Consider the following 24,620-nt stretch of genomic DNA (forward strand, 5'->3'; position numbering starts at 1 on the left):
AAAATCGGAGTTCTTCTAAAAATAAAATCCCGTTTCTAATTATTGAAAATATAATAGATAATATTGGCGCCCATTTTTAGTGCTTTTTCACGAACTTCTTTTGGGTCGTTGTGCACTTCCGGGTCTTCCCATCCATCACCCAAATCGGTTTCATAAGTATACAAAAGTGCCAGCCTGTTGTCTATAAAAATTCCAAATGCCTGTGGCCTTTTGTTGTCATGTTCGTGGATTTTCGGGATTCCGGCAGGAAATGAAAAAGGTTTTTGGAATATGGGATGGTTTGCCGGGATTTCCACAAGAGCGTTGTTTGGAAAAATTCTTTTCAGTTCCCTACGGATATATTCATCCATTCCATAGTTGTCATCTACATGGAGAAATCCACCGGAAGTAAGATAGTTTCGTAGATTGTTTATTTCGGAATCACTGAATACCACATTCCCGTGTCCGGTCATGTGTACAAAAGGATAGGAGAGCAGGTCAGGACTTCCCGGTTCAACCGTTGCCGGTTTTGGAGTGATTCGGGTATTTATATTTTGATTGCAAAATTTAATCAGGTTGGGCAAAGAAGTCGGATTTCCATACCAGTCACCACCGCCATTGTATTTTAATAAGGCAATTTCCTGTGATTGGGCTACAAGGGAAAAACACAACAGAAATGCAAAATATATTTTCTTCATAATCTCAACCGGATTTATTTTTCGTTTATAAAAACTACACTATGGCAAGCAACAACAGCAGCAGTTTCAGTTCTCAATCGCGTATTGCCTAAAGTTACGGGAATGTAATTGTTTTCGACCGCCAATTTGATTTCTTTTTCAGAAAAATCACCTTCCGGACCAATAAGTATCGTAACATCCTGATTGGGTAATACGGTTTCTTTTAATGATTTTTTCTGGGTTTCCTCACAGTGGGCGATGAGCTTTAGCCCTTCGTTTTGTTGCTGTTTTATAAAATCCTTAAACGAAACAGGTTCATTCAATTTTGGGAGATAATAATGCAGCGACTGTTTCATAGCCGATAATATAATCTTATCAAAACGGTCTGTCTTGACTACTTTTCTTTCAGAATGTTCACAGATGATAGGTGTAATTTCACCAATTCCTATTTCGGTTGCTTTTTCCAGAAACCATTCAAAACGGTCGTTCATTTTGGTAGGCGCAACAGCCAGATGAAGCTTATATCCGGTTGCTTCACCTTTTTCAGAACCAATAATTTTTACCAAACATTTTGAATCTGAAGCTAATGTAATTTCAGTTTTAAATAAATAACCTAATCCGTTGGTTACATATAGATTATCACCTTCCTTTTTGCGTAATACTTTAACGATGTGTTTACTTTCTTCCTTGTCGAAAAAGAAGGTTTCTGTTGCTGTTGTGATTGTTGGATTATAGAATAATTGCATAATTAAAACGGAATACGCGCTTTGGAAACGACTGAATTATCTTCAAATTTTGAAGCAAGATATTTATGATATCCGACAATTCCAATCATGGCGGCATTATCTGTGGTATATTCAAATTTGGGAATAAAGGTTTTCCAGCCGTATTTTGTTTCTGCTTCTTTCAATGTCTGGCGAATCCCCGAATTGGCAGAAACACCACCACCAATGGCAATCTGATTGATACCGGTTTGTTGGGCTGCCAGTTTTAATTTGTCCATCAAAATTTCAATAATAGTGTGCTGTATGGAAGCACAGATATCATTCAGATTTTTTTCAATGAAATTTGGATTTTGGGCAACATTTTTCTGTATAAAATACAATATGGCTGTTTTTAGGCCGCTAAAGCTGAAATCAAGTCCCGGAACTTTTGGTTTGGTAAATGAAAAAGCTTTCGGGTTTCCCAATTTGGCATATTTGTCAACCAAAGGTCCGCCAGGATACGGAAGTCCCAGAATTTTGGCGCTCTTGTCAAAAGCTTCACCAACAGCGTCATCTGTCGTTTCTCCAATAATTTCCATATCAAAGAAATCGTTAACCTTGACGATTTGCGTATGTCCACCGCTGATTGTCAATGCCAGAAAAGGAAATTCCGGCTTGTCGTAACCTTCTTCTTCTATAAAATGCGCCAGAATATGGGCATGCATATGGTTAACGGCAATCAACGGAACCTTTAAGGCAAGCGATAAGGATTTGGCAAAAGAACTGCCTACCAATAGCGACCCCATAAGACCCGGACCTTGTGTAAAAGCTATTGCATTTAACTGTTTTTTATCGATATTTGCTTTGCGAATCGCCATTTCAATAACGGGAACGATATTTTGCTGGTGGGCTCTCGAAGCAAGTTCGGGAACTACACCGCCATATTCGCCGTGAATGCTCTGATTTGCAACAACATTGGACAGGACTTTGTTGTCTTGAAGAATGGCAGCTGCGGTATCGTCGCAGGAACTTTCGATAGCTAATATAAAAAGAGAGTTATTTCCCATAAAAGGGCACGGATTTTGAATTATATTTGACAAAAATAAAACAATTAAGAGTATCAAAAAATTTAAAAAAATAGTATTTCGTACCTTACTGGGTATAATTCTACTTTTGCTGTTACTCGGCATTGCTCTTTCACTGCCTTTTGTTCAAACCAAAATAGCACATTACGTTACCGAAACCTTAAACGAAGATTATGGAACAGACATTAATGTTGACCAGGTTGCAATCTCCATTTTTGGTGGTGTAAAACTGAAAACGGTACTCATTCGAGACCATCACAAAGATACCCTGATTTATGCCAATTCGATTAAGACCAATATTTTAAGTTTTAAAAAACTGAAATCAGGAGATTTGATTTTTGGAGACATCTATGCAGACAGGCTGTTTTTTAATCTTAAAAACTACAAAGGAGAAGAAGAGTCCAATATCAATGTTTTTGTCGGACTGTTTGATACCGGTAAAAAATCACATAAGCCGTTCCAGCTAAATGCTGATAATATCTATCTGTCTAAGAGCCATTTCAAGATTACAAACGAAAATGCGATTACCAAAACCAGCGTCGATTTTACTAAAATGGATGCCAGTGTACGTAAGTTTAAGATTTACGGAAGTGATATTACCACGGAAATACGGAAGTTGGCCTTTCAAGACCACAGAGGCCTCTATGTTAAAGACCTGACAGGAAAATTCAGCTATTCAAAAGAAAGCATTCTTTTAAAAGAATTGACGCTTCTGACGAAAGAATCCAACCTGAAAGGAAATGTGGTATTGACCTACAAAGAAGGCGGGCTTGCTGATTTTGTCAACAAAGTTCACTTTGATGTAGATGTGGATTCTGCCTCAATTTCCACAAACGACCTGAATCATTTCTACGGTGAATTCGGGAAAAACAAGAAATTTAATTTTTCGACCATCCTGGCCGGGACGATGAATGATTTCTTTACCCGCAATTTAAAGCTGATTGTAGACAACCATTCCCAGATTATTGGAGATATTAATTTCAAAAACCTTTTTAATCCGGATAAGGATGCATTTCTTATTCGTGGAGATTTTAAAAAGCTGTCATCGGATTATGCCAACCTGAAATCGATATTGCCAAGAATATTAGGAGAAAAACTTCCTTCTTCATTAGAATATCTTGGAGATTTTGATATTACGGGTAATGCACAAATTACCCATTCTGATGTAAAAGCAGACATTTACCTGACAACTTCTATTGGAGAGCTTGCGGCAGATTTACAGTTGTATGATATTGATAATATTGACAATGCTTCTTACAAAGGAAATATAAACTTTGAAAAATTCAATATAGGAAGATTTTTGCGACAGAAAGATTTTGGCCATGTAACATTGGATTTGGAAGTAGCCGGAAAAGGATTCACGCGAAAATTTTTGGATACAAAAGTGAGCGGGAAAATTTATAGCCTGAATTTTAAAAAATACGATTATAAAAATATAGAAGTTGACGGAACGTTTAAAAATCCGTTGTTTCAGGGAAAGGTTGTCGTAAATGATGAAAACCTGAAAATGGATTTCAAAGGATTGCTTGATTTGAGCAAATCGGAAAACCGTTATGATTTCCATGCCCTGATTGATTATGCGGATTTAAACAAACTCAATCTTGTAAAAAGAGATTCCATTTCACTTTTTAAGGGCGATGTAACCATGCAGATTACCGGAAACAGTATCGATAATATGTACGGTGACATTTTTATTTCACAGACTTCTTACCAAAACCAAAAAGACATCTATTTCTTCGATGATTTTACAATCCAGTCCCGTTTTGACGAAAACAGGGTTCGTACAATTGCAATTAATTCGCCTGATATTATTAAAGGACAGATTGTAGGGAAATATGAATTCAGACAAGTACCTAAAATTATTGAAAATGCAATAGGTAGCCTGTATACCAATTACAAGCCCAATAAGGTAAAACCCGGACAGTTTTTAGATTTTAATCTTTCTGTTTACAATAAACTGATTGAAGTTTTCCTGCCGGAAGTATCTATTGGGACAAATACTGTGGTTTCAGGAAAAATGACTTCCGACTCGAATCAGTTTAAGATGAATTTCGATTCGCCTGAGATTAAAGCCTACGGAAATTATTTTGATAAGGTTTCTTTGGAAATAGACAACCAGAACCCGCTGTATAACGCCTATATCGAAATGGACAGCATTAAGACCAAGCGTTATAAAATTTCAAATTTCAGTACGATTAATGTTAAGCTTGAAGACACGCTGTTTTTCAGAACCGAATTTAAAGGCGGAAATGAAAGTAAAGACTTTTACAACCTGAACGTTTACCACACGATTGATGAAAAGAATAACAACGTTGTCGGTATTAAGAAGTCTGAAGTCAATATCAAGGACTATATGTGGTTCCTGAATGAAAATGATGCCAACGACAACAAAATTGTTTTTGATAAGAAGTTTAAGAATTTCTCTATCGAAAATATTTTGATGACACATAACAACCAAAAGATTGAGTTGGGAGGCATTATTCGCGATAGTACTTACAAGGATTTGAAGTTAAGCTTCAGGGAAGTAAGCCTTGGCAAATTATTGCCCGAAATGGATAGCCTGCGTATTGAAGGAAAACTAAACGGTGAAATTGATTTTAAACAGAACAAGGCAATCTATCAACCGGCTTCAACGATTACAGTCGATAGTCTGAACGTGAACGAGATTGCTTTGGGTAATCTTTCGGTTCAGATTCAGGGAAATGAAAACCTGAACAGGTTTAGCGTAAACTCCGTATTGGAAAATGATAATGTTGAGAACTTCATAATCACGGGAGATATAGGCATATTGAACAAGCAGACGCTTTTTGATCTGGACTTCAAATTCAACAAATTCAATCTTGGTGCGTTGAGTCCGTTGGGCGGTAATGTCATTTCGAGGATTCGCGGATTTGCTACGGGTAATGCCAATTTTGTCGGGACACTAAAAGACCCGCAAATCAACGGAAGGCTTTTCCTGGATGAAGTTGGACTTAAAGTGCCCTATCTGAATGTCGATTATGAATTTGATGAGCGTTCCATTGTTGATTTAACGGAGAACCAATTCCGCTTTAATGATGCAAGGATGACCGATACGAAATACAAAACAAAAGGATATCTGACAGGAAGCATCAAGCATCAAAATTTCAAAAAGTGGGTACTCGACCTTAACATACAATCTGACCGATTATTGGCATTGGACACCAAAGATTCTGATGATGCCATGTATTTTGGTACGGCTTTTATTGCCGGACGGGCTTCTATAAAAGGACCTACCAATGGACTGTTGATTACGGTAGATGCGGAATCCAAACAAGGAACCAGTATTAAGATTCCTATAAATTCGGCAGCAGGAGTAGGGAACAATACTTTTATCACATTCCTGAGCCCAAAAGAAAAATACAATCTGGAAAAAGGTATAGTTGAAAAGGTTATAAACAATTCAGGACTGGAATTGCAGTTTGATTTAAAAATCACACCCGAAGCAGAAATAGAAATTATTATTGATAGAAATACCGGACATGCCCTGAAAGGGAATGGTGACGGTACGATGCGACTTGAAATCAGTACTCTGGGTAAATTTAATATGTGGGGTGACTTCCAGGTTAGGGAAGGAGAATACAATTTCAAATACGGAGGAATTATCGACAAGAAATTCCAGGTAAAAAAAGGAAGCTCTATTTCATGGGATGGCGACCCGTTACGGGCCCGTCTGAACATTGATGCCATTTACAAAACCCAGGCCAATCCGGCTGTTTTGCAGGATAATGCCTCCTTTAATCGAAAAGTTCCGGTTGAAGTAGTAATCGGATTGACCGGAAACCTGATGAATCCTGACCCTGACTTTACGATTAATTTCCCTACGGTAAGTTCCGTATTGAAATCGGAATTGCAGGTAAAATTGGATGATAAGGATACCCGTGTCAACCAGGCGCTTTCGCTTTTGGGTACAGGAAACTTCCTGAGTTCGGAAAACGCAGGAACGGCAGTATACGGAAGCTTGTTTGAAAGAGCCAGCGGTTTGTTTAACGATTTGTTCCAGGATGAAGACGGTAAATTTACCGTTGCTTTGGATTATCAGATGGCAGACCGTACGCCAACAGCAGAAACCAGCAGCCAGTTCGGGATTGCCATAACCACACAAATTAACGAAAGGATTTCTATTGACGGAAAAGTGGGTGTGCCTGTGGGTGGTGTAAACCAATCCGTAATTGTGGGTAATGTAGAAGTGAAATACAGAGTGAATGACGACGGAACTCTAAATTTAAGGGTATTTAACCGTGAAAATGACATTAACTATATAGGAGAAGGAATTGGCTATACACAAGGGCTTGGGGTTTCCTATGAAGTCGATTTTGATACTCTGAAAGAATTATGGTATAAGATTTTCAATATCAAAACCAAAGAAGAAAAAGAAAATACTTCAACAGACCATATGCCGGATTCGGACCTTTCGCCTGATTTTATCCAATGGACACAGGACCGAAGAAAGAAAGCCGATACGCAAAAGACTGAAAAACAAAAAACGGAACAGCCAAAAGTTCCGGATATGGATTAATACTAAATACTGTTTCTAAAACTTTGCGGCTCTGCGGCTTTGCGTGAAAATAATTGCTCGCAAAGACGCAGAGCCGCAAATAAGGTTGTAGGAATTACTTGTATAAAGTCCCCCTGTAATCGATAATCTTTTATCAACTTGGCGATTTTTACCCTATAATTTACAAAAATTACCAACTTTACAGCAACGAAAATAAAAACTTATCAACGAAATCGATTGAAATTCTAATTGTTTCCTAAATTATTAAAAACCCTATTCTTAAAGTAATATTTGTTTGCTAATTTTACAGTATTAACAGCAAATAAATGTCAAAAACAATAAAAAAAATCGGCGTATTGACATCTGGAGGTGATTCTCCGGGAATGAATGCCGCTATCCGTTCGGTTGTTAGAACCTGCGCTTATCATAACATTGAATGTATCGGAATCTACAGAGGATACCAGGGTATGATAGAAGGCGATTTTAAAGAAATGGGACCTCGAAGCGTAAACAACATCATTAATAAAGGAGGAACAATTTTAAAGTCTGCCCGTTCTAAAGAATTCATGACGGAAGAAGGCAGAAAGAAAGCCCACAGCAATTTGTCGGCAGCCGGAGTAGAGGCTTTAGTTGTCATTGGTGGCGACGGAAGCTTTACAGGAGGACTTGTTTTTAATAAAGAATATGGTTTTCCAATAATCGGAATTCCGGGAACTATCGACAATGATATTTTCGGAACAACCCATACATTAGGATATGACACGGCTTTAAATACTGTAGTAGAAGCTATCGATAAAATCAGAGATACAGCGAGTTCCCACAACCGCCTTTTCTTTGTAGAGGTGATGGGGCGTGATGCAGGACATATTGCCTTGAATGCAGGTATTGGTGCCGGAGCTGAAGAAATATTAATTCCGGAGGAAGACCTTGGACTGGACCGCCTATTGGAATCGTTGCGTAAAAGCAAACTATCAGGAAAATCTTCCAGTATTGTAGTTATTGCAGAAGGTGACAAAATAGGCAAAAATGTTTTCGAACTTAAAGACTATGTTGAAGAAAACATGCCTGAATATGATGTTCGCGTATCTGTTTTAGGACACATGCAGCGAGGTGGTGCACCTTCCTGTTTTGACCGCGTTCTGGCAAGCCGTTTAGGTGTAAAAGCCGTTGAATCGATTCTTGACGGAAAAAGCAACTATATGGTTGGACTTTTGAATGACAAGATTGAATTGACTCCTTTAGAGCAGGCTATCAAAGGCCATTCACAAATCGACAGGGAATTGTTGAGAGTGTCAGACATTATGACGACTTAATTATTTGGTCGCAAATTCCCATCAAAAACAGTAAAATAAACAAATATATAAATTGGCTGAAAGCGTGCCGCTTGAAGCCCTAAGCAAGTAGAAAAAATGTCAAAAGTAAAATTAGGAATAAACGGTTTCGGAAGAATTGGTAGAATCGTTTTCAGAGAAACCATAAATAGAGATAACGTAGAAGTAGTAGCCATTAACGACTTGTTAGATGTTGAACACCTGGCTTACCTTTTAAAATATGATTCTGTACACGGACGTTTTGCAGGAAAAGTTGAAGTAAAAGACGGAAAGCTTTTTGTAAATGACAGACTGATTCGTGTAACAGCAGAAAAAGACCCGTCTGTGTTGAAATGGGATGAAGTAGGAGTAGACGTGGTAGCAGAATGTACCGGAATTTTTACAACTCTTGAAAAAGCCAATGAGCATATCAAAGGTGGAGCTAAAAAAGTTGTAATCTCTGCGCCATCTGCAGATGCTCCAATGTTTGTTATGGGAGTAAACCACACAAAAGCCACAGCGGCAGATACGATTGTTTCCAATGCTTCCTGTACAACAAACTGTTTGGCTCCATTGGCAAAAGTAATCAACGACAATTTTGGAATTGTTGAAGGGTTGATGACAACAGTTCACGCTACAACAGCAACACAATTAACGGTTGATGGTCCTTCACGCAAGGATTTCCGTGGTGGAAGAGCAGCTCTTTTAAATATTATCCCGGCTTCTACAGGTGCTGCAAAAGCTGTAGGTAAAGTAATTCCGGAATTGAACGGAAAATTGACAGGTATGTCCATGCGTGTTCCAAATGCTGACGTTTCTGTAGTAGATTTAACCGTAAAACTTCAAAAAGAAACTACTTATGAGGATATCATGAAAGTATTGAAAAATGCTTCTGAAACAGACTATAAAGGCATTATCGGTTATACGGAAGACGACGTGGTTTCACAGGATTTTATCTCTGATTCCCGTACCTCTATCGTAGATGCTAAAGCCGGAATCGGATTAAATTCGACATTCTTTAAGCTTGTTTCCTGGTATGATAACGAATACGGATACTCAAGCAAATTGATTGATTTATCTGTACATATCGCGCAATTGTAATTAATAATTGAAAGGTCCCGTCATTTTTGCTATTGGCGGGACTTTTTTATTTTCAAAAACAGGCGTTACTATTCCCAAACCATTTTTTCCTTACTTTAGTTTTTTAAAATATTCAGTCCGGATTTTGGCATAAGAATTTATAAAATTAGGTAAGATAATAAGAAGCCGTTTTCAGGCTTCTGCAAATATTAAACAAACTAACAAACCATAAATGAAATTATTAGTAGACAGTGGGTCAACAAAAGCAGACTGGATTGCTTTGGATGATAATGGCAATAAGTTGTTCACCACGCAATCTTTAGGATTAAATCCTGAAGTTTTGGATAAAAAAGAAGTTATTGAACGTCTGGAAGACCGTTTCGATATCTATCATAACAGAAAGGACGTAACCCATCTTTTTTTCTATGGAGCCGGATGTGGCACAGACCGTATGAAAAATTCGCTTGCAGAAACGTTCAGGGAATTTTTTCCTCATGCGGAAGTATCAGTTAAGGAAGATACCTATGCGGCAGCTTATGCTACCAATCCAACTAATGAAAAAGCAATCATATCTATTTTGGGAACGGGTTCCAATTGCAGTTATTTTGACGGGGAAGAGCTTCACCAAAAAATACAGTCGCTGGGTTATATTGCTATGGATGATTGCAGTGGTAATCGTTTTGGAAGGGATTTGATACGTGCCTATTATTTTGGCAAAATGCCGAAACACCTGGCTTCTCTTTTCGAAAAAGAATATGACTTGGACCCGGATGTAATCAAAAACCATTTATACAAACAGGCCAATCCAAATGCTTATTTGGCAACGTTTGCTAAATTTCTTATTCAGCATAAGGATGATGAGTTCATACAGAAGCTGGTATTCGAGGCAATGCAGGTTTTTGTAGACAATTACATCACCCAATTTGAAGATTGCCGTGAGGTACCGGTTCATTTTGTAGGTTCAATCGCTTTTTACCTGAAAGACGAACTAAAACAGGTACTTGATAAAAACGGCCTTAGGCTGGGCAACGTTTTAAGAAGACCAATTGACGGACTGATAGAATACCACAAGATTAACTAAATCGTAATAACAAAAAAGCCGACTTATTTGAAGTCGGCTTTTTTGTATTATAAAAAATAAAAGCAATCTATTACTACCTAAAATCTGTGGTAAAAATTATTTCATAGCAATCATTGAAATTTCAACATTCACGCCTTTTGGCAGTCCTGCAACCTGAACGGTTTCTCTTGCAGGAGCTGTTTTTTCATCAAAATAACTTCCGTAAACACCATTGATTTTTGCAAAATTATTCATGTCCATAATGAAAATGGACGTTTTTATTACGTTTTCAAAAGTCATTCCTGCTTCCTCCAGAACAGCTTTCATGTTTTCCATTACTTGTCTGGTTTCAGTTTCAATATCCTCTAAAACCAATTCGCCTGTTTGCGGATTGATAGCAATTTGTCCTGAGGTAAAAAGTGTATTGCCAAATGCTACAGCCTGATTGTATGGCCCTATTGGAGCAGGGGCTTTTTCGGTAAAAATTATTTTTTTCATAAATTATTTTAATTAACGTAGTCTTCTGTCTGGTTGTCTTCTCTTATCCCACTTGATGTCGCTCAACACGGACGATTTGATTCCGATGAAGAATCCCCATGAAGTATAATCTCCAATTGGAATCCAGTTAAAATCCATCCTCCAGCTTAATAAATCTCTTTCAAAACGAAGTTGGGTAAACGTAACGCCTTTCTGTACAAAATCATAACCGGTTGATATTCCCACTTTCCATCGGGGTGTCAGGTCGACATTTCCGGAAATCATCACAGAATTGTTTGTTATTTCATTCTGTCGGCTGGAATTACTATACGTCAGGGAATAGGCCAGAGTCATGTTCCACGGAAGTAAAGCATGATAGAATCGTGTCTTTTTTTCTGCTTTTTCAGTATCCTCATCATTAAATTGGCTCTGTCTGTTGTCGCCCAAATCTCTTGCGGTTCCAAACAAGTCATCCTCACGTCCTCCGTTTCTTAATCCCTGATTTTTCAAAGGGTCGGACCTGTCATTTTCATTTGTTCCATCCGTACTCGAAAAAGAATAATTGATGGTAATATTAGCACTGGACAGTCGAAATAAACTTCCTCCGTTGTCAATATTGAACCTGTCGATTCTTCGGTTGGCATTATCCAATGCATAAGGGTCAAGGGTAGCTGCAAAGTTAATGTTCATTTTTTCCTTGAACAATGCCGTACCTCCACTCACACGCAATGGGGCCAATTTAAGGGAATCGGCTGTCATATCATAGGAAGTCGAGAAGTTCAGGTTGTTCAGCAACATAATCTTTTTAGGTTCAGTTTTGGTACTGTCCTTATCGGTCACCTTTGCTTCAAAGGTGTTGCTTAAACTGAATCCGATATTGTTCGAAATATTTCTGCCCGGAGCACCGTAAATTCCTCCTTCAAACCGGCTGTATTCTTTTAGCATAGTTCCGGTTCCGTCCGGGTCATAGGTGTCATAATATTTGGCAAAACTTGGTGTATAGCTATAAGAAACCGAAGGTCTCATGACGTGACGGATGGCTTGAATCTTTTTGTTTTCACCGAAATTAAACGTACCATAAATTGTCGTACCAATACTGGAAGAAAAATTATAGGTTCTGAATGCATCAAAACCGCGAACGTCAAAGTTTTCTACCTTTTGTGATACCGGATTGAATCGTTTTTCAATGGTTTTCATATACCAGACCTCATTATAGGTTCCTCCGGCAGATACACTGAAATGCTTAAATACCTTGAAGTTGGTGTTAACCGGAATTGTATGTTGGAAACCAACGCGTGCATCCCTGAACATTTGAGGTTTGAAAAACAACGAATCCTTAGTCGTAATCTGATTTTGGGCATTCAGGTTGTATTGAATGTTCAGGTTTTTAATAAGGCCTCTTTTGTTTTCATTTTCAGAAGCAAAAGGAAATATCCTGTCCACACTTCCCTGAAATGTAGGGAGGGTCATATTGATAGTTTCCGTCTGTGTATTTTGGGAATGTGTAGCCGTAACGGACATATTCACCTGCGGAACCGAATTAAAAGTTCTGGAGTAAGACACAGAGGAACTTAACGTATTGTTTAATGCAGAACCTACGTTAGCCTGGTTCATTGATCGTTGGTAATATTTACTACTTCCAAGGTTTACAGAAGCAGAAAATCGGGAATTCGGATTAGCTTTGGCGTCTTGTGAATGTGTCCACTGAATATTGTACTGTGTAGCCTTGGTATAGTCTGGAAAACCTCTCTCACTTTGGATTTGGTTTTCAAAACGAACGTTTACGTTACCCCGGAATTTGTATCGCTTTGCATAACTCGATTCAAAACGCATGGCATAACTTCCGTTAGTATAGTAATCACCAAGGATGGCCAGGTCATAATTATCAGAAAGGGCAAGATAGAGACCTCCGTTTTGCAATGCAAAACCCTGCCTGTTTGTATTGTTGGGAGAGGGAAGTATCAAACCTGATGTTCCTTTGTTAGACATAGGGAAAAAGGCAAAAGGAATTCCCAAAGGAGTTGGAACATCGGCAATAACCATGTTCGTAAGTCCAACCACAACCTTTTTGCCGGGTACCAATTTTAGTTTTCGGGCTAAAAAGTAGTATTCCGGATCGTCAATATTTTTAGAAGTAGTTATCCTGGCATTCTTGATGAAATAAACAGAATCGTTTTCTTTTTTTGTAACCTCGCCTTTAATATTCAATTCACCCTGAGCCGATCTGGAGTTCCATACCAGCGCTTTTTTTGTAATGGTGTTGAAACGGATGGAATCGGGTTCAATAACATTCGTACCCTGTTTAAAAACAGGTCGTTGTGTATAGTTTCCTGCAGAATCTTTAATTCTTCCGGCATAGACTTCGTTCTTTTCATAATCCATAACGATTATTCCTGCCTTAAGCTCAAAATCCTGATAATACAGCTCCGCTTTGTTATAAAGAGTAAGCTGTTTTTTCTTTTGATCCATTTTTTCATAGTCAACAGCCTTGCGTTTTACTCTGCTTTCCAGGAAAGTTTTCTTGGGCTTGATAGTATCTTGCGCAGTAGTATCAGTAGATTTAGTAATATCTGACAAGCTGACTGAGACGGAATCTTTTTTTGTATTTGGCTGTTTTTCAGCAGCTATTGAGGTAGATTTGTTTTTTCCTTCCTGAGAATAAGTTTCTGCAGTTCCTAATGTTAGGAAAATTGCTGATAAAACGATATGAAATAAGTTTGTGCGCAAAGGTTTAAATACTATTTTTGTAAAAATATGGCTTAATTTTTGACGTGCCAAACTTACATATATTTTTCATCAAAAATAAAGAAATATCAAAATTATAGCCATAGCATTTTTATTAAAATTAACTTTAGCAACATATGTACATCTGTAATAAATTCAAACGTTCACTCGCTGTATTAACCTGTATTGTATCTTTTGCTGCTTTTGGTCAATCAGGTGATAAATTTAAAGTAGTTCTTGATGCCGGACATGGTGCAAAAGATTTTGGAGCTGTAAAGAATGGTTTTGTTGAAAAGAATATAGCACTTGCTGTTGCTTTAAAGGTAGGAAGATTACTTGACAAACAGCCTAGTGTTGATGTTGTATATACAAGAAGTACAGATGTATTTATAGAACTTGTTGAACGTGCCAATATTGCTAACAGGGCAAATGCTGATTTATTTGTTTCGATTCACTGTAATTCCAATCCAAATTCTGAAGCTTTCGGAACAGAGACTTACGTTATGGGTCTTACAAAGGTAAAATCAAACCTTGAAGTGGCTAAAAATGAAAACGAGGTAATCACCCTGGAAGCAGATTATAAGGTAAAATATGCCGGCTATGATCCTAAATCACCGGAATCTCTTATAGGAATTACATTAATACAGGAAGAGCATCTCGACCAGAGCATTGCTGTGGCAAGTAAAATTCAGGATAATTTTACACAACAGCTAAGCCGTAAGAGCAGAGGAGTAAAACAGGCCCCATTTATGGTATTGCATAAAACTTCAATGCCTAGTATTTTGATTGAAATGGGGTTTTTATCGAATAAAACAGAAGGACAATATCTTAACTCTGAAGAAGGACAAAATGAAATTGCAAAAGCCATAGCAGATGCAATTATGGGCTATAAGAAAGAATATTACGGAGGAACTTCTATAGAAAACAAGATTGATAAAGAAGCGCTAAAAGTAGAAAGACCAAAAGAAATGGCATCTACGGCAAAGAAAGACAGTGCCAAAACTCCGGTTACCAAAGCTCCGGAACCTAAAAAAACCGAAGCAAAGACTCCGGTTGCTGAAACTAAAACAGATTCAAAAGGCGTATTGTTTAAAGTACAGATTTCTGCAAGTGGTACAAAACTGGATTTGGTTCCAAGCAATTTTAAAGGGTTGGAAAATATTTCGATGATTTCTGAAGGAAACCTTTATAAATATATGTATGGTGAAACCAGTGATTATGAAAAAGCAAAAGAACTGGTACAGGAAGCCAAATCAAGAGGGTTTACCTCGTCCTACCTCATAGCCTTTAAAAACGGCAAAAAAGTAAGCATCCAGGAAGCATTAAAATAACTTGTTGGAGAAACGTTTGAAATTATTTAATTAAATTTGTTTAAAAACACCAGAGCTTTGAAAATATCAAGAGAAGTCAAGACCGCTATTTTAGTAATTTCCTCAATATTATTATTTATTTGGGGATATAGTTTTTTAAAAGGGAGAGACCTTTTTAACGATTACAAGACATTCTATGCCGTGTATGACGAAGTAGAAGGATTGGCACCATCTGCACCCATAACTATTAATGGTTTGGCCGTGGGTAAAGTCAATAGTATTACCTTAAATGAAAATGGAAAATTATTGGTAGAACTTCAGGTGAAAACCGATTTTCCTATTTCCAAATCAAGCGTTGCTAAAATCTACGAGCCAAGTTTTATTGGAGGAAAGAGTATTGCTATTATTCCAAACTTTAAAGATCCTGTAGAAGCAGAGAACGGACAGATGCTTTTAACGGATATAAAACCGGGCATGCTTTCCTCAATAGGCGATAAGCTTTCGCCTTTGCAAGAAAAAGTGGAAAAAACAGTAGTTTCTGCTGATAGCCTCTTAGTGAATATCAATAATATCTTTGACAAAAAGACACAACAAAACCTACAGGCATCTATTGCTGAATTAGCAGCAACTATGAAAGAGTTCAGTCAGGCAGCCAAAGGAGTCAATTCATTAATAGCAGACAATAAGTCAAAAATTGATAATACTTTCACAAACCTCGATCATACATCGACAAATTTCTCTAAGCTTTCCGATTCAATTGCCCAGGCTAATTTAGGACAGGCTGTAAAAAAACTTGAGAAATCACTGGCCAATGTTGATAACATCATTAATGATGTACAGTCAGGAAAAGGTTCTTTAGGAAAACTGCTTAAAGATGAAGGAATGTATAACAATCTGGAAGGTGCATCATTGGAGCTAAAACAATTGCTTGCCGACCTGAAAAACAACCCGAAGCGTTACGTACATTTCTCTGTTTTCGGAAAAAAAGCAACACCTTATGTTGAGCCTAAAACAGAAACAAAAAAGGTAAAAGATACTATTAAAAACTAAGAAAGCAGAATGGGCTATATCGATAATATATTATTTGCGGTTTTACTGGCTGTTGGTTTTGGATTTTTCATATCAAACGTAAAAAAACTTATCCGTAACATCAAGCTGGGGCAAGCTGTTGATCGTTCAGATAATAAAGGTGAACGATGGGCCAATATGGCCAGGGTGGCTTTAGGGCAGTCCAAAATGGTCAAACGTCCAATAGCTGCAATACTTCATATAATCGTTTATGTCGGGTTCATTATCATCAATATAGAACTTTTGGAAATTATTATTGATGGACTTTTCGGAACACATAGAGTTTTTGCTTTTATGGGTACCGCTTATGATGTATTGATAGGGGCTTTTGAAATACTGGCTATTTTAGTTTTGGTTGCCGTAATTACTTTTTTGGTAAGAAGGAACATTATCAAACTGAAACGATTTATCCATAACGATTTGAAAGGCTGGCCAAAAAGCGATGCCAATTATATCCTTTATTTTGAAATCGTATTGATGGCTCTTTTCTTATTGATGAATGCCGCTGATTTTACATTACAACAAAGAGGAGCACCTCATTTTATTCAGGCAGGGTCGTTTCCTATAAGCCAGTTTGTAGCACCTGTATTCAATAGCATAAGCACAGAAACGCTTCTTATCTTGGAAAGAGTTTTCTGGTGGATGCACATTGCGGGTATCTTAATCTTCATGAACTACCTTTATTTTTCAAAGCATCTTCATATTCTTTTGGCTTTCCCAAATACTTATTTTGCAGATTTGAATCCGCTGGGGAAATTTGACAATCTGGAATCGGTAACTAAGGAAGTTAAATTGATGATGGACCCAAACGCAGACCCGTTTGCTGCTCCGGCAGCCGATGCTGACGTAGCTCCTGCAAAATTTGGAGCAAGCGATGTTCAGGATTTAAACTGGGTGCAACTCCTAAATGCCTATACCTGTACGGAATGTGGTCGTTGTACTTCTTCCTGTCCGGCAAATATTACGGGTAAAAAGCTGTCACCTAGAAAAATCATGATGGACACGCGTGACAGATTGGAAGAAGTTGGAAAGAATATCGATGCCAATAAAGGAGTTTTTGTCGCAGACAATAAAACATTACTGAACGATTATATTACTCCGGAAGAACTTTGGGCATGTACGAGCTGTAATGCTTGTGTTGAAGAATGTCCGGTTAATATCAGCCCGTTATCCATCATTATGGATATGCGACGTTATCTGGTAATGGAACAAAGTGCGGCTCCAATGTCATTAAATGCTATGATGACCAATGTCGAAAACAATGGAGCTCCGTGGCAGTACAGTCAGCAGGACAGGCTGAACTGGAAAAATGAAAATTGATAGGTAAAAGATTTGAATAATCTTCCATGAATTAACTAGGATTGCAATGAAGACAGAAGATATTGATAAAAACCTGGTATCGGCTACCGAAAACGGAGAGCAGATTAGCCCGATATTGCCGGAAGGAATTAAAAACTACCTTATTGACATTGACGGGACAATTTGTGATGATATTCCAAACGAACAACCCGAAAGAATGTTAACGGCAGCCGTCTATCCTGACGCACTCGCTACATTGAACAGATGGTATGACGAAGGACATATCATTTTCTTTTTTACCTCAAGAACCGAAGCCCATCGTGAGATTACGGAACAATGGTTAAAAATTCACGGATTTAAATATCATGGAATGGTTATGGGTAAACCGCGTGGCGGAAACTACCATTGGATTGACAATCATTTGGTAAAGGCAACCCGCTACCGTGGAAAATTTACAGACCTTGTTGAGAAGGAAGTAACCATACAGGTTTTTGATGACGGAAAACACGAATAATAGGGTAGAATTAGCCCACAACGAAACAATATAAAATATGTCAGAAGTTTTATCAGTGCCTACAATGGCCGAAATGTTAGCTCAGGGAAAACAACCGGAAGTACTCTTCTGGGTAGGTTGTGCCGGAAGCTTTGACGATAGAGCAAAAAAAATAACCAAAGCTTTTGTCAGGATTCTGAACAGGGCAGGTGTTTCGTTTGCAGTACTTGGTACGGAAGAAAGCTGTACAGGTGACCCTGCAAAAAGAGCCGGAAATGAATTTTTGTTCCAGATGCAGGCCATGATGAACATTGAAGTACTGAATGCTTATGAGGCAAAAAAGATAGTAACGGCTTGTCCGCATTGTTTTAATACGTTAAAGAATGAATATCCGGAATTGGGCGGCACTTATGAAGTTGTACACCATACCCAGTTCTTAAAATCTCTTTTGGATGAAGGCAGACTTACTATTGAAGGTGGTCAGTTCAAAGGAAAAAGAATTACTTTTCATGACCCTTGCTATCTTGGTAGGGCTAATAAAATTTATGAAGCACCAAGAGAACTAATCCAAAAGCTGGATGTTGAGCTTGTCGAAATGAAACGCTCAAGAGCAAACGGATTATGTTGTGGTGCCGGTGGCGCGCAAATGTTCAAAGATGCAGAGCCTGGAAATAAAGAAGTAAATATCGAGCGTACAGAAGATGCTCTGGAAACAGCTCCTCAGATTATTGCTGCAGGTTGTCCGTTTTGCAATACAATGCTTACCGACGGTGTAAAAAACAAAGAGAAAGAAGCCGAAATAAAAGTGATGGATGTTGCAGAATTGATAGCAAATGCCAGAGACCTGTAAGAAGCTATAAACTGAAGAAATTAATTCCCTCATGAAAAAATCATTATTTGTATTTGTACTGTCATTATTCTGTTTGAACGCTAAAAGCCAGGATATTCTTGATGTGATAACAAAAGAAGTTTGTTCCTGTGCTAGCGAAAAAAAGGATATGCTGAAAGATGCAGCTTCGGAAAAGGTACAAATGCAATTAGGACTGTGTATTATTTCAAGTTTTTCCAGCCATGAAAAAGAAGTAACTGCCAAATACGGCAATGTTATGGAAGCAGAAGGAGCTATGGAAAAATTAGGGGGTGATGTGGGGATTAAAATGGCAAGTGTTTGTCCGGATGTATTGATGATGTTTGCCGATATGGAATCTGAATCCGGAGAAGAAATAGAAGAAATACCGGCTCTTACCCTTGAAGGAAAGATTATAGAAATAAAACCGGAGCAATTCCTTACCGTGATTGTCAAGGATAATTCTGGCAGGAACCACACATTTTTGGTATTGACATTCTTTGAAGACTCTAATCTCTTCATAGAGAATAAACTCAAGAAAAATGACAAAGTTTCCATACAATACTGGGAACAAGAATTTTATGATGCAAAAGCCAGGGATTTCAGATACTACAAAGTAATCCAGGGCATTAAAAAAATATAACAACCATGTACATTCCTTTTGAAAATATGCCAGATGAATCGAGAATCTGGATATACCAATCCAATAGAAAATTCACAGATGATGAAATGGCTGAAATTGAATCAGACCTTAAAGCATTTGTTGAAAATTGGGCGGCCCACGGAACGGGCCTTGAAGCATCTTATTTGCTGCAATACAACAGATTTATCATTTTAGCCGTAAATCAGGAAGTGCAATCTGCAACAGGTTGTTCTATAGATAGTTCCGTACAGTTTATACAGGAACTGGAGAAAAAATACAATGTCGATTTATTGGACAAGATGAATGTTACATTCAAACTTGGTGAACACATTGCTCACAAACCATTAATCGAATTTAAAAAAATGGCCAAGGAAAAGGCCGTTTCTGCAAACACAATTGTTTTCAATAATCTCGTTAACACTATTGGAGAATGGCACGAATATTGGGAAGTACCAGCACGTGAAAGCTGGCATAGCCGTTTTTTCTAAACCAAATTTTACTTGAATGAGATATTTTGTTATAGCACTACTGTTCATCAGTCAGATTGCCTTTTCGCAGCTTCGTGAGCCTAAATTAGTTTTAGATAGAACCAAAGAAACAATCTGGGTCGACAGCATCTATAATAAAATGACATTGCAGGAAAGAATAGGGCAGCTTTTTATGGTTGCCGCCTATTCCAATAAAGACAGTGTGCATTTTAATGCAATTGACAAACTTATCAGGGAACAACATATTGGAGGAGTAATTTTCTTTCAGGGTGGACCTGTACGTCAGGCAAGACTAACCAATCGTTTCCAATCAAAATCAAAAGTACCTCTTTTTATTGGAATTGATGCAGAATGGGGATTGGCAATGCGCTTGGATTCGGTCATCCGCTATCCGTGGAATATGACGCTTGGAGCTATTCAGGATATGAAACTGATTGAAAAAGTGGGTGAAAAATACGGACAGCAGAGCAGAAGAATGGGCGTTCAGTTCAATTTTGCGCCGGTTCTGGATATTAATACCAATCCTAAAAATCCAATTATTGGTAACCGTTCCTTCGGTGAAGACAAGATGAATGTAACCGAAAGAGCATTGGCTTTGATGAAAGGAATTCAAAACCAGGGTGTTTTTGCAACAGGAAAACACTTTCCGGGACATGGTGATACGGAAACCGATTCGCACCATACGCTACCAATGCTGAATTTTACCAAACAGCGAATTAACGATATTGAATTTTATCCATATAAAAAATTGTTCCGTGAAGGCCTTGCCAGCGTTATGGTGGCACACCTGAACGTTCCAAGTCTTGAACCGAAAGAAAATTACCCAACATCACTTTCTTATAATGTAGTAACCAATGTCCTGCAGAATGAGCTTCATTTCAAAGGACTTATTTTTACTGATGCCTTGAATATGAAAGGAGCAACAAATTTTAAGCAACCGGGAGATATTGACCTGGAAGCTTTTAAGGCTGGAAATGATATTTTGCTTTTTGCCGAGAACGTTCCTTTAGCTTTAGAGAAAATTTGTGTAGCCATTCAGGATACTGTCATTTCTGAAAAAAGACTGGAGCAATCAGTAAAAAAAATATTAAGATATAAATATCTTGCCGGATTGAACAACTACAAACCGGTTGAGATTCCGTATATCTATGATGACCTGAATAATGCTGATGCACAAGCCCTGCAATATCAATTGTATGAAAATGCGGTAACGGTTTTAAAGAACGAAAATGAAATTCTGCCAATTAAAGATGTAGCTAATGAAAAGATTGCCTATGTAAAACTGGGTGACGATACGAATACTTCTTTCCTTAATACATTAAGGCAGTACACTGAAGTAACTGAAGTTTCCAATGACAGTTTGCATCTGCTGATTGATGACCTGAAAAAATATACAACGGTCATAATTGGATATCATAAAGCGGATGGGGCCTGGAAAAAACATGATTTTACGGTAGACGAATTGGTCAAAATCCAGGAAATAGCAAAGAATAATAAGGTTATCCTTGATATTTTTACAAAACCTTATTCTCTTATCCCTATCAATTCATTCAGCGATATTGAAGGATTGGTAGTTTCTTATCAGAATAGTGATGTCGCACAGAATGTTTCGGGTCAGCTTATTTTTGGAGCAATCGATGCAAAAGGAAAGTTGCCGGTTTCCATTGGAACGACCTTTAAGGTTAACGACGGTTTGAAAACAAAAAAACTCAATCGTCTTGGATTTACGGCTGCAGAAAATGTCGGTATGAGTTCAAAAGCACTGGCGAGAATTGACCTTATTGCTAATAATGCCATCGAAAGGCAAATGACACCGGGAATTCAGGTATTGGTAGCAAGAAAAGGAAAAGTCGTTTTCCAGAAATCCTATGGCTACCACGATTATAAAAATGAAGTAAAAGTCAAAAATTCGGATATATACGATGTGGCCTCCCTAACAAAAATTGTGTCTACATTACCGGATGTGATGCAACTTTACGACCAGAAAAAAATTACTCTTGATACCAGGTTAGGAACGATGCTTCCTGCTTTTGAAAATACGGATAAAAAGAATATCACATTTAAGGAATTGCTATCGCATTATGCAAGACTCCAGCCGTGGATTCCGTTCTATCAGGCTACGCTAAATGCAGATAAAAAACCTAGCGATAAGTATTATAAAAATACATTGACGCCTGAATTTTCATTACAGGTAGCAGAAAATCTGTTCCTAAGAAATGATTATAAGGATACTATCATTAAGAAAATTGCCGAGAGTAAGTTATTGCCAAAAAAAGAATACAAATACAGCGACTTTACTTTTATAATTCTGAAAGAGTATCTTGAAAAAGAAACCGGAAAGAAACTGGATGTACTATCTGAAGAGAATTTTTATAAGAAGTTAGGCGCGAATAGTACGACCTATAATCCGTTGAGAAAATTCGACATGAGTGTTATACCACCTACAGAAGAAGATAAATATTTCAGATATCAGACCATTCAGGGTTATGTGCATGATATGGCGGCAGCCATGCAGGATGGAGTGGGCGGCCATGCAGGTGTTTTTTCCAATTCAATAGATTTGGCTAAAATTATGCAGATGTATCTCCAAAAAGGAAATTATGGCGGCATACAGTTTTTTAGTCCAGCTACTTTTGATACTTTTAATACTTGCTATTTTTGTAAAGAAGGAAACAGAAGAGCTTTAGGCTTTGATAAGCCTCAATTGCCAGGTACATCAGGTCCAACATGTGGCTGTACTTCTAAATCAAGCTTTGGACATACAGGATTTACCGGAACGATGGCCTGGGCTGACCCGGAAGAAGAGCTTATTTATATTTTCCTTTCCAACAGAACCTATCCGGATTCCAATGCACCGAATACCTTGTCAAAAGAAAATGTACGCGAGAATATTCAGAAAGTAATTTATGATGCAATAGAAAATTAGGAGCCTAAACAATTAAAACAACATCATGCAGTCAACGGCTAAAAACCCACAAGAATATTTAGATAGTCTTCCTGAAGAAAGGAAAGAAGCTATGAACAAATTAAGAAATAGTATTCTTGAACAGCTTCCCAAAGGTTTTCAAGAGAATATAAACTATGGCATGCTATGTTATTGTGTACCATTTTCATTATATCCTGATGGCTACCATTGCAACCCTGAAATTCCATTGCCTTTTTTAAGCCTTGCTTCGCAGAAAAACTTTATAGCATTATATCATATGGGAATTTATGCCGACCCAAAATTGCTAGATTGGTTTGTGAATGAATATCCAAAACATTCTAAACTTAAACTTGATATGGGAAAAAGCTGCATCCGTTTTAAAAAAATGGACCAGATTCCTTATGAGCTGCTAGGGGAACTGTTTGGAAAAATATCACCTGAAAAATGGATTGAGATGTACGAAGGAGCATTTAGAAAATAAAGACTACATAAATAAAAAGCCAATCTTGTTTAGAGATTGGCTTTTTTGATTAAAACTAAAACAAACCTTGCCTTAAAAGATATGTCCGGTATCTTTTTCAGCCAGATATACATTACATTAATGAGATGCTGAGGATTCAAATAGGTTGCGTATCATTTTACCAAAAAGATATATTTAACCTAATTTTTATAATAAATTAAAGAGGGATTTCTATAAAAACAGACCACTTGCACTAAAGATTGCATAAGCGTTAATTTTAATGGAAATTCAGTTTTGCCTTACTTTTTTGAGTATTTTCGTTACTCATTTTAGGAGTAATTATGAAAATTGCAATTGTTTGCTATCCAACCTTTGGTGGTAGCGGCGTAGTCGCCACAGAACTAGGTCTTGAACTGGCCAGAAGAGGACACGAAATACATTTTATCACCTATAGTCAACCGGTGAGATTGGCGCTTCTTAATCCTAATGTTCATTACCACGAAGTCAACGTTCCGGAGTATCCGTTATTTCATTTCCAACCTTATGAATTGGCTCTTTCCAGTAAGTTGGTTGATATGGTAAAACTGCATAAAATAGAACTACTTCATGTTCATTATGCCATTCCTCATGCTTATGCAGGATATATGGCTAAACAGATGTTGAAACATGAAGGAATCAAAATACCAATGGTGACAACACTTCACGGAACAGACATTACCTTGGTAGGAAGCCATCCTTTTTATAAACCTGCCGTGACTTTCAGTATTAACAAGTCTGATATAGTTACTTCGGTTTCGCAGAGTCTGAAAGACGAGACATACAAACTTTTTGATATTAAAAAAGACATCGAAGTCATTCCGAATTTTATAGAAATCAATAAACCGCGACTTGATGAAAATGCACCTTGTCAAAGAGCTTTGATGGCTTCAAAAGAGGAAAGAATCATAACACATATCAGTAATTTCAGAGCGATTAAGAGAATTCCTGATGTCGTAAAAGTTTTTGATAAAATTCAAAAGAAAATACCGGCCAAACTGATGATGGTAGGTGAAGGTCCGGAAAAGGAAAAAGCAGAAATTCTTTGTGAAGAGTTAGGAATCAGCGATAAGGTAATCTTCTTCGGAAACAGTAACGATATTGATAAAATATTATGTTATACGGATTTGTTCCTGCTTCCGTCCGAAACAGAAAGTTTTGGTTTGGCAGCATTGGAGGCAATGGCTTGTGGCGTTCCGGTTATTTCAAGTAATTCCGGTGGACTTCCGGAAGTTAACTTTAACGGAATATCCGGATATCTCAGCGATGTAGGCGATGTAGATGATATGGCAAAAAATGCACTGGCAATTTTGGAAGATGATGAAGAATTGAGTAAATTTAAACAAAATGCCCTGAATGTGGCAAAACAGTTTGATATCTTAAACATCATGCCTTTATATGAAGCCATTTATGAAAAGGCATTAAAAAACAAGTAATT

Annotated in this window: 19 protein-coding genes; 14 read left to right on the forward strand and 5 right to left on the reverse strand. The window is 37.6% G+C overall.

Annotation, left to right across the window (positions count from 1 at the left end; all coding sequences use genetic code 11):
* Positions 1 to 35 precede the first annotated feature (35 nt).
* From ASG38_RS15855 to tsaD, 3 genes are read right to left on the reverse strand one after another with little or no spacing between them, the layout of a single operon-like run.
* Positions 36 to 677, reverse strand: coding sequence for a DUF4159 domain-containing protein (locus ASG38_RS15855; RefSeq protein ID WP_056073350.1), 642 nt, complete (start codon positions 675 to 677; stop codon positions 36 to 38).
* A 14-nt stretch (positions 678 to 691) separates the two neighbouring features.
* Positions 692 to 1,402, reverse strand: a complete 711-nt coding sequence (locus tag ASG38_RS15860) for a 16S rRNA (uracil(1498)-N(3))-methyltransferase (RefSeq protein ID WP_056073353.1) — start codon at positions 1,400 to 1,402, stop codon at positions 692 to 694.
* Positions 1,403 to 1,404: 2 nt separating this feature from the next.
* Positions 1,405 to 2,427, reverse strand: coding sequence for a tRNA (adenosine(37)-N6)-threonylcarbamoyltransferase complex transferase subunit TsaD (gene tsaD, locus ASG38_RS15865; RefSeq protein WP_056073356.1), 1,023 nt, complete (start codon positions 2,425 to 2,427; stop codon positions 1,405 to 1,407).
* A gap of 106 nt (positions 2,428 to 2,533) precedes the next feature.
* On the opposite strand from tsaD, the gene ASG38_RS15870 reads away from it, so the two are divergent.
* The 4 genes from ASG38_RS15870 (at position 2,534) to ASG38_RS15885 (ending at position 10,432) form a co-directional block, all read left to right on the forward strand.
* Positions 2,534 to 6,982 carry a translocation/assembly module TamB domain-containing protein gene (locus tag ASG38_RS15870; RefSeq protein WP_082482246.1) on the forward strand — a complete coding sequence of 1,483 codons (4,449 nt, stop codon included), beginning with the start codon at positions 2,534 to 2,536 and terminating at the stop codon, positions 6,980 to 6,982.
* A 305-nt stretch (positions 6,983 to 7,287) separates the two neighbouring features.
* On the forward strand, positions 7,288 to 8,274 hold the full coding sequence (gene pfkA, locus ASG38_RS15875) for a 6-phosphofructokinase (RefSeq protein ID WP_056073362.1): 987 nt from the start codon (positions 7,288 to 7,290) through the stop codon (positions 8,272 to 8,274).
* Between the two features lie 96 nt (positions 8,275 to 8,370).
* A complete protein-coding gene (gene gap, locus ASG38_RS15880; RefSeq protein ID WP_056073365.1) occupies positions 8,371 to 9,372 on the forward strand; it encodes a type I glyceraldehyde-3-phosphate dehydrogenase in 1,002 nt (333 codons plus the stop codon).
* Positions 9,373 to 9,583: 211 nt separating this feature from the next.
* Complete coding sequence (locus tag ASG38_RS15885) at positions 9,584 to 10,432, forward strand: BadF/BadG/BcrA/BcrD ATPase family protein (RefSeq protein ID WP_056073368.1); 849 nt, start codon at positions 9,584 to 9,586, stop codon at positions 10,430 to 10,432.
* A gap of 96 nt (positions 10,433 to 10,528) precedes the next feature.
* On the opposite strand, the gene ASG38_RS15890 is transcribed toward ASG38_RS15885, so the two are convergent.
* Positions 10,529 to 10,909, reverse strand: a complete 381-nt coding sequence (locus tag ASG38_RS15890) for a RidA family protein (RefSeq protein ID WP_056073371.1) — start codon at positions 10,907 to 10,909, stop codon at positions 10,529 to 10,531.
* 12 nt (positions 10,910 to 10,921) lie between these two features.
* Positions 10,922 to 13,615 carry a putative LPS assembly protein LptD gene (locus ASG38_RS15895; protein WP_082482256.1) on the reverse strand — a complete coding sequence of 898 codons (2,694 nt, stop codon included), beginning with the start codon at positions 13,613 to 13,615 and terminating at the stop codon, positions 10,922 to 10,924.
* Between the two features lie 134 nt (positions 13,616 to 13,749).
* Between ASG38_RS15895 and ASG38_RS15900 the strand changes: the two genes are divergently transcribed.
* The 10 genes from ASG38_RS15900 (at position 13,750) to bshA (ending at position 24,618) form a co-directional block, all read left to right on the forward strand.
* Complete coding sequence (locus ASG38_RS15900; RefSeq protein ID WP_056073376.1) at positions 13,750 to 14,943, forward strand: N-acetylmuramoyl-L-alanine amidase; 1,194 nt, start codon at positions 13,750 to 13,752, stop codon at positions 14,941 to 14,943.
* A gap of 57 nt (positions 14,944 to 15,000) precedes the next feature.
* Positions 15,001 to 15,972 carry an MlaD family protein gene (locus tag ASG38_RS15905; protein WP_056073769.1) on the forward strand — a complete coding sequence of 324 codons (972 nt, stop codon included), beginning with the start codon at positions 15,001 to 15,003 and terminating at the stop codon, positions 15,970 to 15,972.
* Between the two features lie 9 nt (positions 15,973 to 15,981).
* The gene (locus tag ASG38_RS15910; protein ID WP_056073378.1) at positions 15,982 to 17,310 is read left to right on the forward strand and encodes a (Fe-S)-binding protein; all 1,329 of its coding nucleotides are present in this window, start codon (positions 15,982 to 15,984) and stop codon (positions 17,308 to 17,310) included.
* A 46-nt stretch (positions 17,311 to 17,356) separates the two neighbouring features.
* Positions 17,357 to 17,803 carry a hypothetical protein gene (locus ASG38_RS15915; protein ID WP_056073381.1) on the forward strand — a complete coding sequence of 149 codons (447 nt, stop codon included), beginning with the start codon at positions 17,357 to 17,359 and terminating at the stop codon, positions 17,801 to 17,803.
* Between the two features lie 37 nt (positions 17,804 to 17,840).
* Positions 17,841 to 18,632 (forward strand): (Fe-S)-binding protein, encoded by a 792-nt coding sequence (locus ASG38_RS15920; protein ID WP_056073383.1) that lies wholly within the window; start codon positions 17,841 to 17,843, stop codon positions 18,630 to 18,632.
* 31 nt (positions 18,633 to 18,663) lie between these two features.
* Positions 18,664 to 19,272 carry a hypothetical protein gene (locus ASG38_RS15925; RefSeq protein ID WP_157486193.1) on the forward strand — a complete coding sequence of 203 codons (609 nt, stop codon included), beginning with the start codon at positions 18,664 to 18,666 and terminating at the stop codon, positions 19,270 to 19,272.
* A gap of 5 nt (positions 19,273 to 19,277) precedes the next feature.
* Entirely contained in the window at positions 19,278 to 19,760 is a 483-nt protein-coding gene (locus tag ASG38_RS15930; RefSeq protein WP_056073387.1) for a hypothetical protein, read from the forward strand.
* Positions 19,761 to 19,776: 16 nt separating this feature from the next.
* Positions 19,777 to 22,686, forward strand: a complete 2,910-nt coding sequence (locus ASG38_RS15935) for a glycoside hydrolase family 3 N-terminal domain-containing protein (protein ID WP_056073390.1) — start codon at positions 19,777 to 19,779, stop codon at positions 22,684 to 22,686.
* Between the two features lie 25 nt (positions 22,687 to 22,711).
* A complete protein-coding gene (locus ASG38_RS15940) occupies positions 22,712 to 23,167 on the forward strand; it encodes a DUF1801 domain-containing protein (protein WP_056073393.1) in 456 nt (151 codons plus the stop codon).
* Between the two features lie 320 nt (positions 23,168 to 23,487).
* The gene (gene bshA / locus ASG38_RS15945) at positions 23,488 to 24,618 is read left to right on the forward strand and encodes an N-acetyl-alpha-D-glucosaminyl L-malate synthase BshA (RefSeq protein ID WP_056073396.1); all 1,131 of its coding nucleotides are present in this window, start codon (positions 23,488 to 23,490) and stop codon (positions 24,616 to 24,618) included.
* The last annotated feature ends 2 nt before the right edge of the window (positions 24,619 to 24,620 follow it).

This window comes from Flavobacterium sp. Leaf359 (genome assembly GCF_001423985.1).
Taxonomy (GTDB): Bacteria; Bacteroidota; Bacteroidia; order Flavobacteriales; family Flavobacteriaceae; genus Flavobacterium; species Flavobacterium lindanitolerans.

What these genes read in the sequence shown, in the direction of transcription:
- ASG38_RS15855 (WP_056073350.1), bottom strand. Translation starts at nt 677, where the DNA reads ATGAAGAAAATATATTTTGCATTTCTGTTGTGTTTTTCCCTTGTAGCC.
- ASG38_RS15860 (WP_056073353.1), bottom strand. Translation starts at nt 1,402, where the DNA reads ATGCAATTATTCTATAATCCAACAATCACAACAGCAACAGAAACCTTC.
- tsaD (WP_056073356.1), bottom strand. Translation starts at nt 2,427, where the DNA reads ATGGGAAATAACTCTCTTTTTATATTAGCTATCGAAAGTTCCTGCGAC.
- pfkA (WP_056073362.1), top strand. Translation starts at nt 7,288, where the DNA reads ATGTCAAAAACAATAAAAAAAATCGGCGTATTGACATCTGGAGGTGAT.
- gap (WP_056073365.1), top strand. Translation starts at nt 8,371, where the DNA reads ATGTCAAAAGTAAAATTAGGAATAAACGGTTTCGGAAGAATTGGTAGA.
- ASG38_RS15885 (WP_056073368.1), top strand. Translation starts at nt 9,584, where the DNA reads ATGAAATTATTAGTAGACAGTGGGTCAACAAAAGCAGACTGGATTGCT.
- ASG38_RS15890 (WP_056073371.1), bottom strand. Translation starts at nt 10,909, where the DNA reads ATGAAAAAAATAATTTTTACCGAAAAAGCCCCTGCTCCAATAGGGCCA.
- ASG38_RS15900 (WP_056073376.1), top strand. Translation starts at nt 13,750, where the DNA reads ATGTACATCTGTAATAAATTCAAACGTTCACTCGCTGTATTAACCTGT.
- ASG38_RS15910 (WP_056073378.1), top strand. Translation starts at nt 15,982, where the DNA reads ATGGGCTATATCGATAATATATTATTTGCGGTTTTACTGGCTGTTGGT.
- ASG38_RS15915 (WP_056073381.1), top strand. Translation starts at nt 17,357, where the DNA reads ATGAAGACAGAAGATATTGATAAAAACCTGGTATCGGCTACCGAAAAC.
- ASG38_RS15920 (WP_056073383.1), top strand. Translation starts at nt 17,841, where the DNA reads ATGTCAGAAGTTTTATCAGTGCCTACAATGGCCGAAATGTTAGCTCAG.
- ASG38_RS15925 (WP_157486193.1), top strand. Translation starts at nt 18,664, where the DNA reads ATGAAAAAATCATTATTTGTATTTGTACTGTCATTATTCTGTTTGAAC.
- ASG38_RS15930 (WP_056073387.1), top strand. Translation starts at nt 19,278, where the DNA reads ATGTACATTCCTTTTGAAAATATGCCAGATGAATCGAGAATCTGGATA.
- ASG38_RS15935 (WP_056073390.1), top strand. Translation starts at nt 19,777, where the DNA reads ATGAGATATTTTGTTATAGCACTACTGTTCATCAGTCAGATTGCCTTT.
- ASG38_RS15940 (WP_056073393.1), top strand. Translation starts at nt 22,712, where the DNA reads ATGCAGTCAACGGCTAAAAACCCACAAGAATATTTAGATAGTCTTCCT.
- bshA (WP_056073396.1), top strand. Translation starts at nt 23,488, where the DNA reads ATGAAAATTGCAATTGTTTGCTATCCAACCTTTGGTGGTAGCGGCGTA.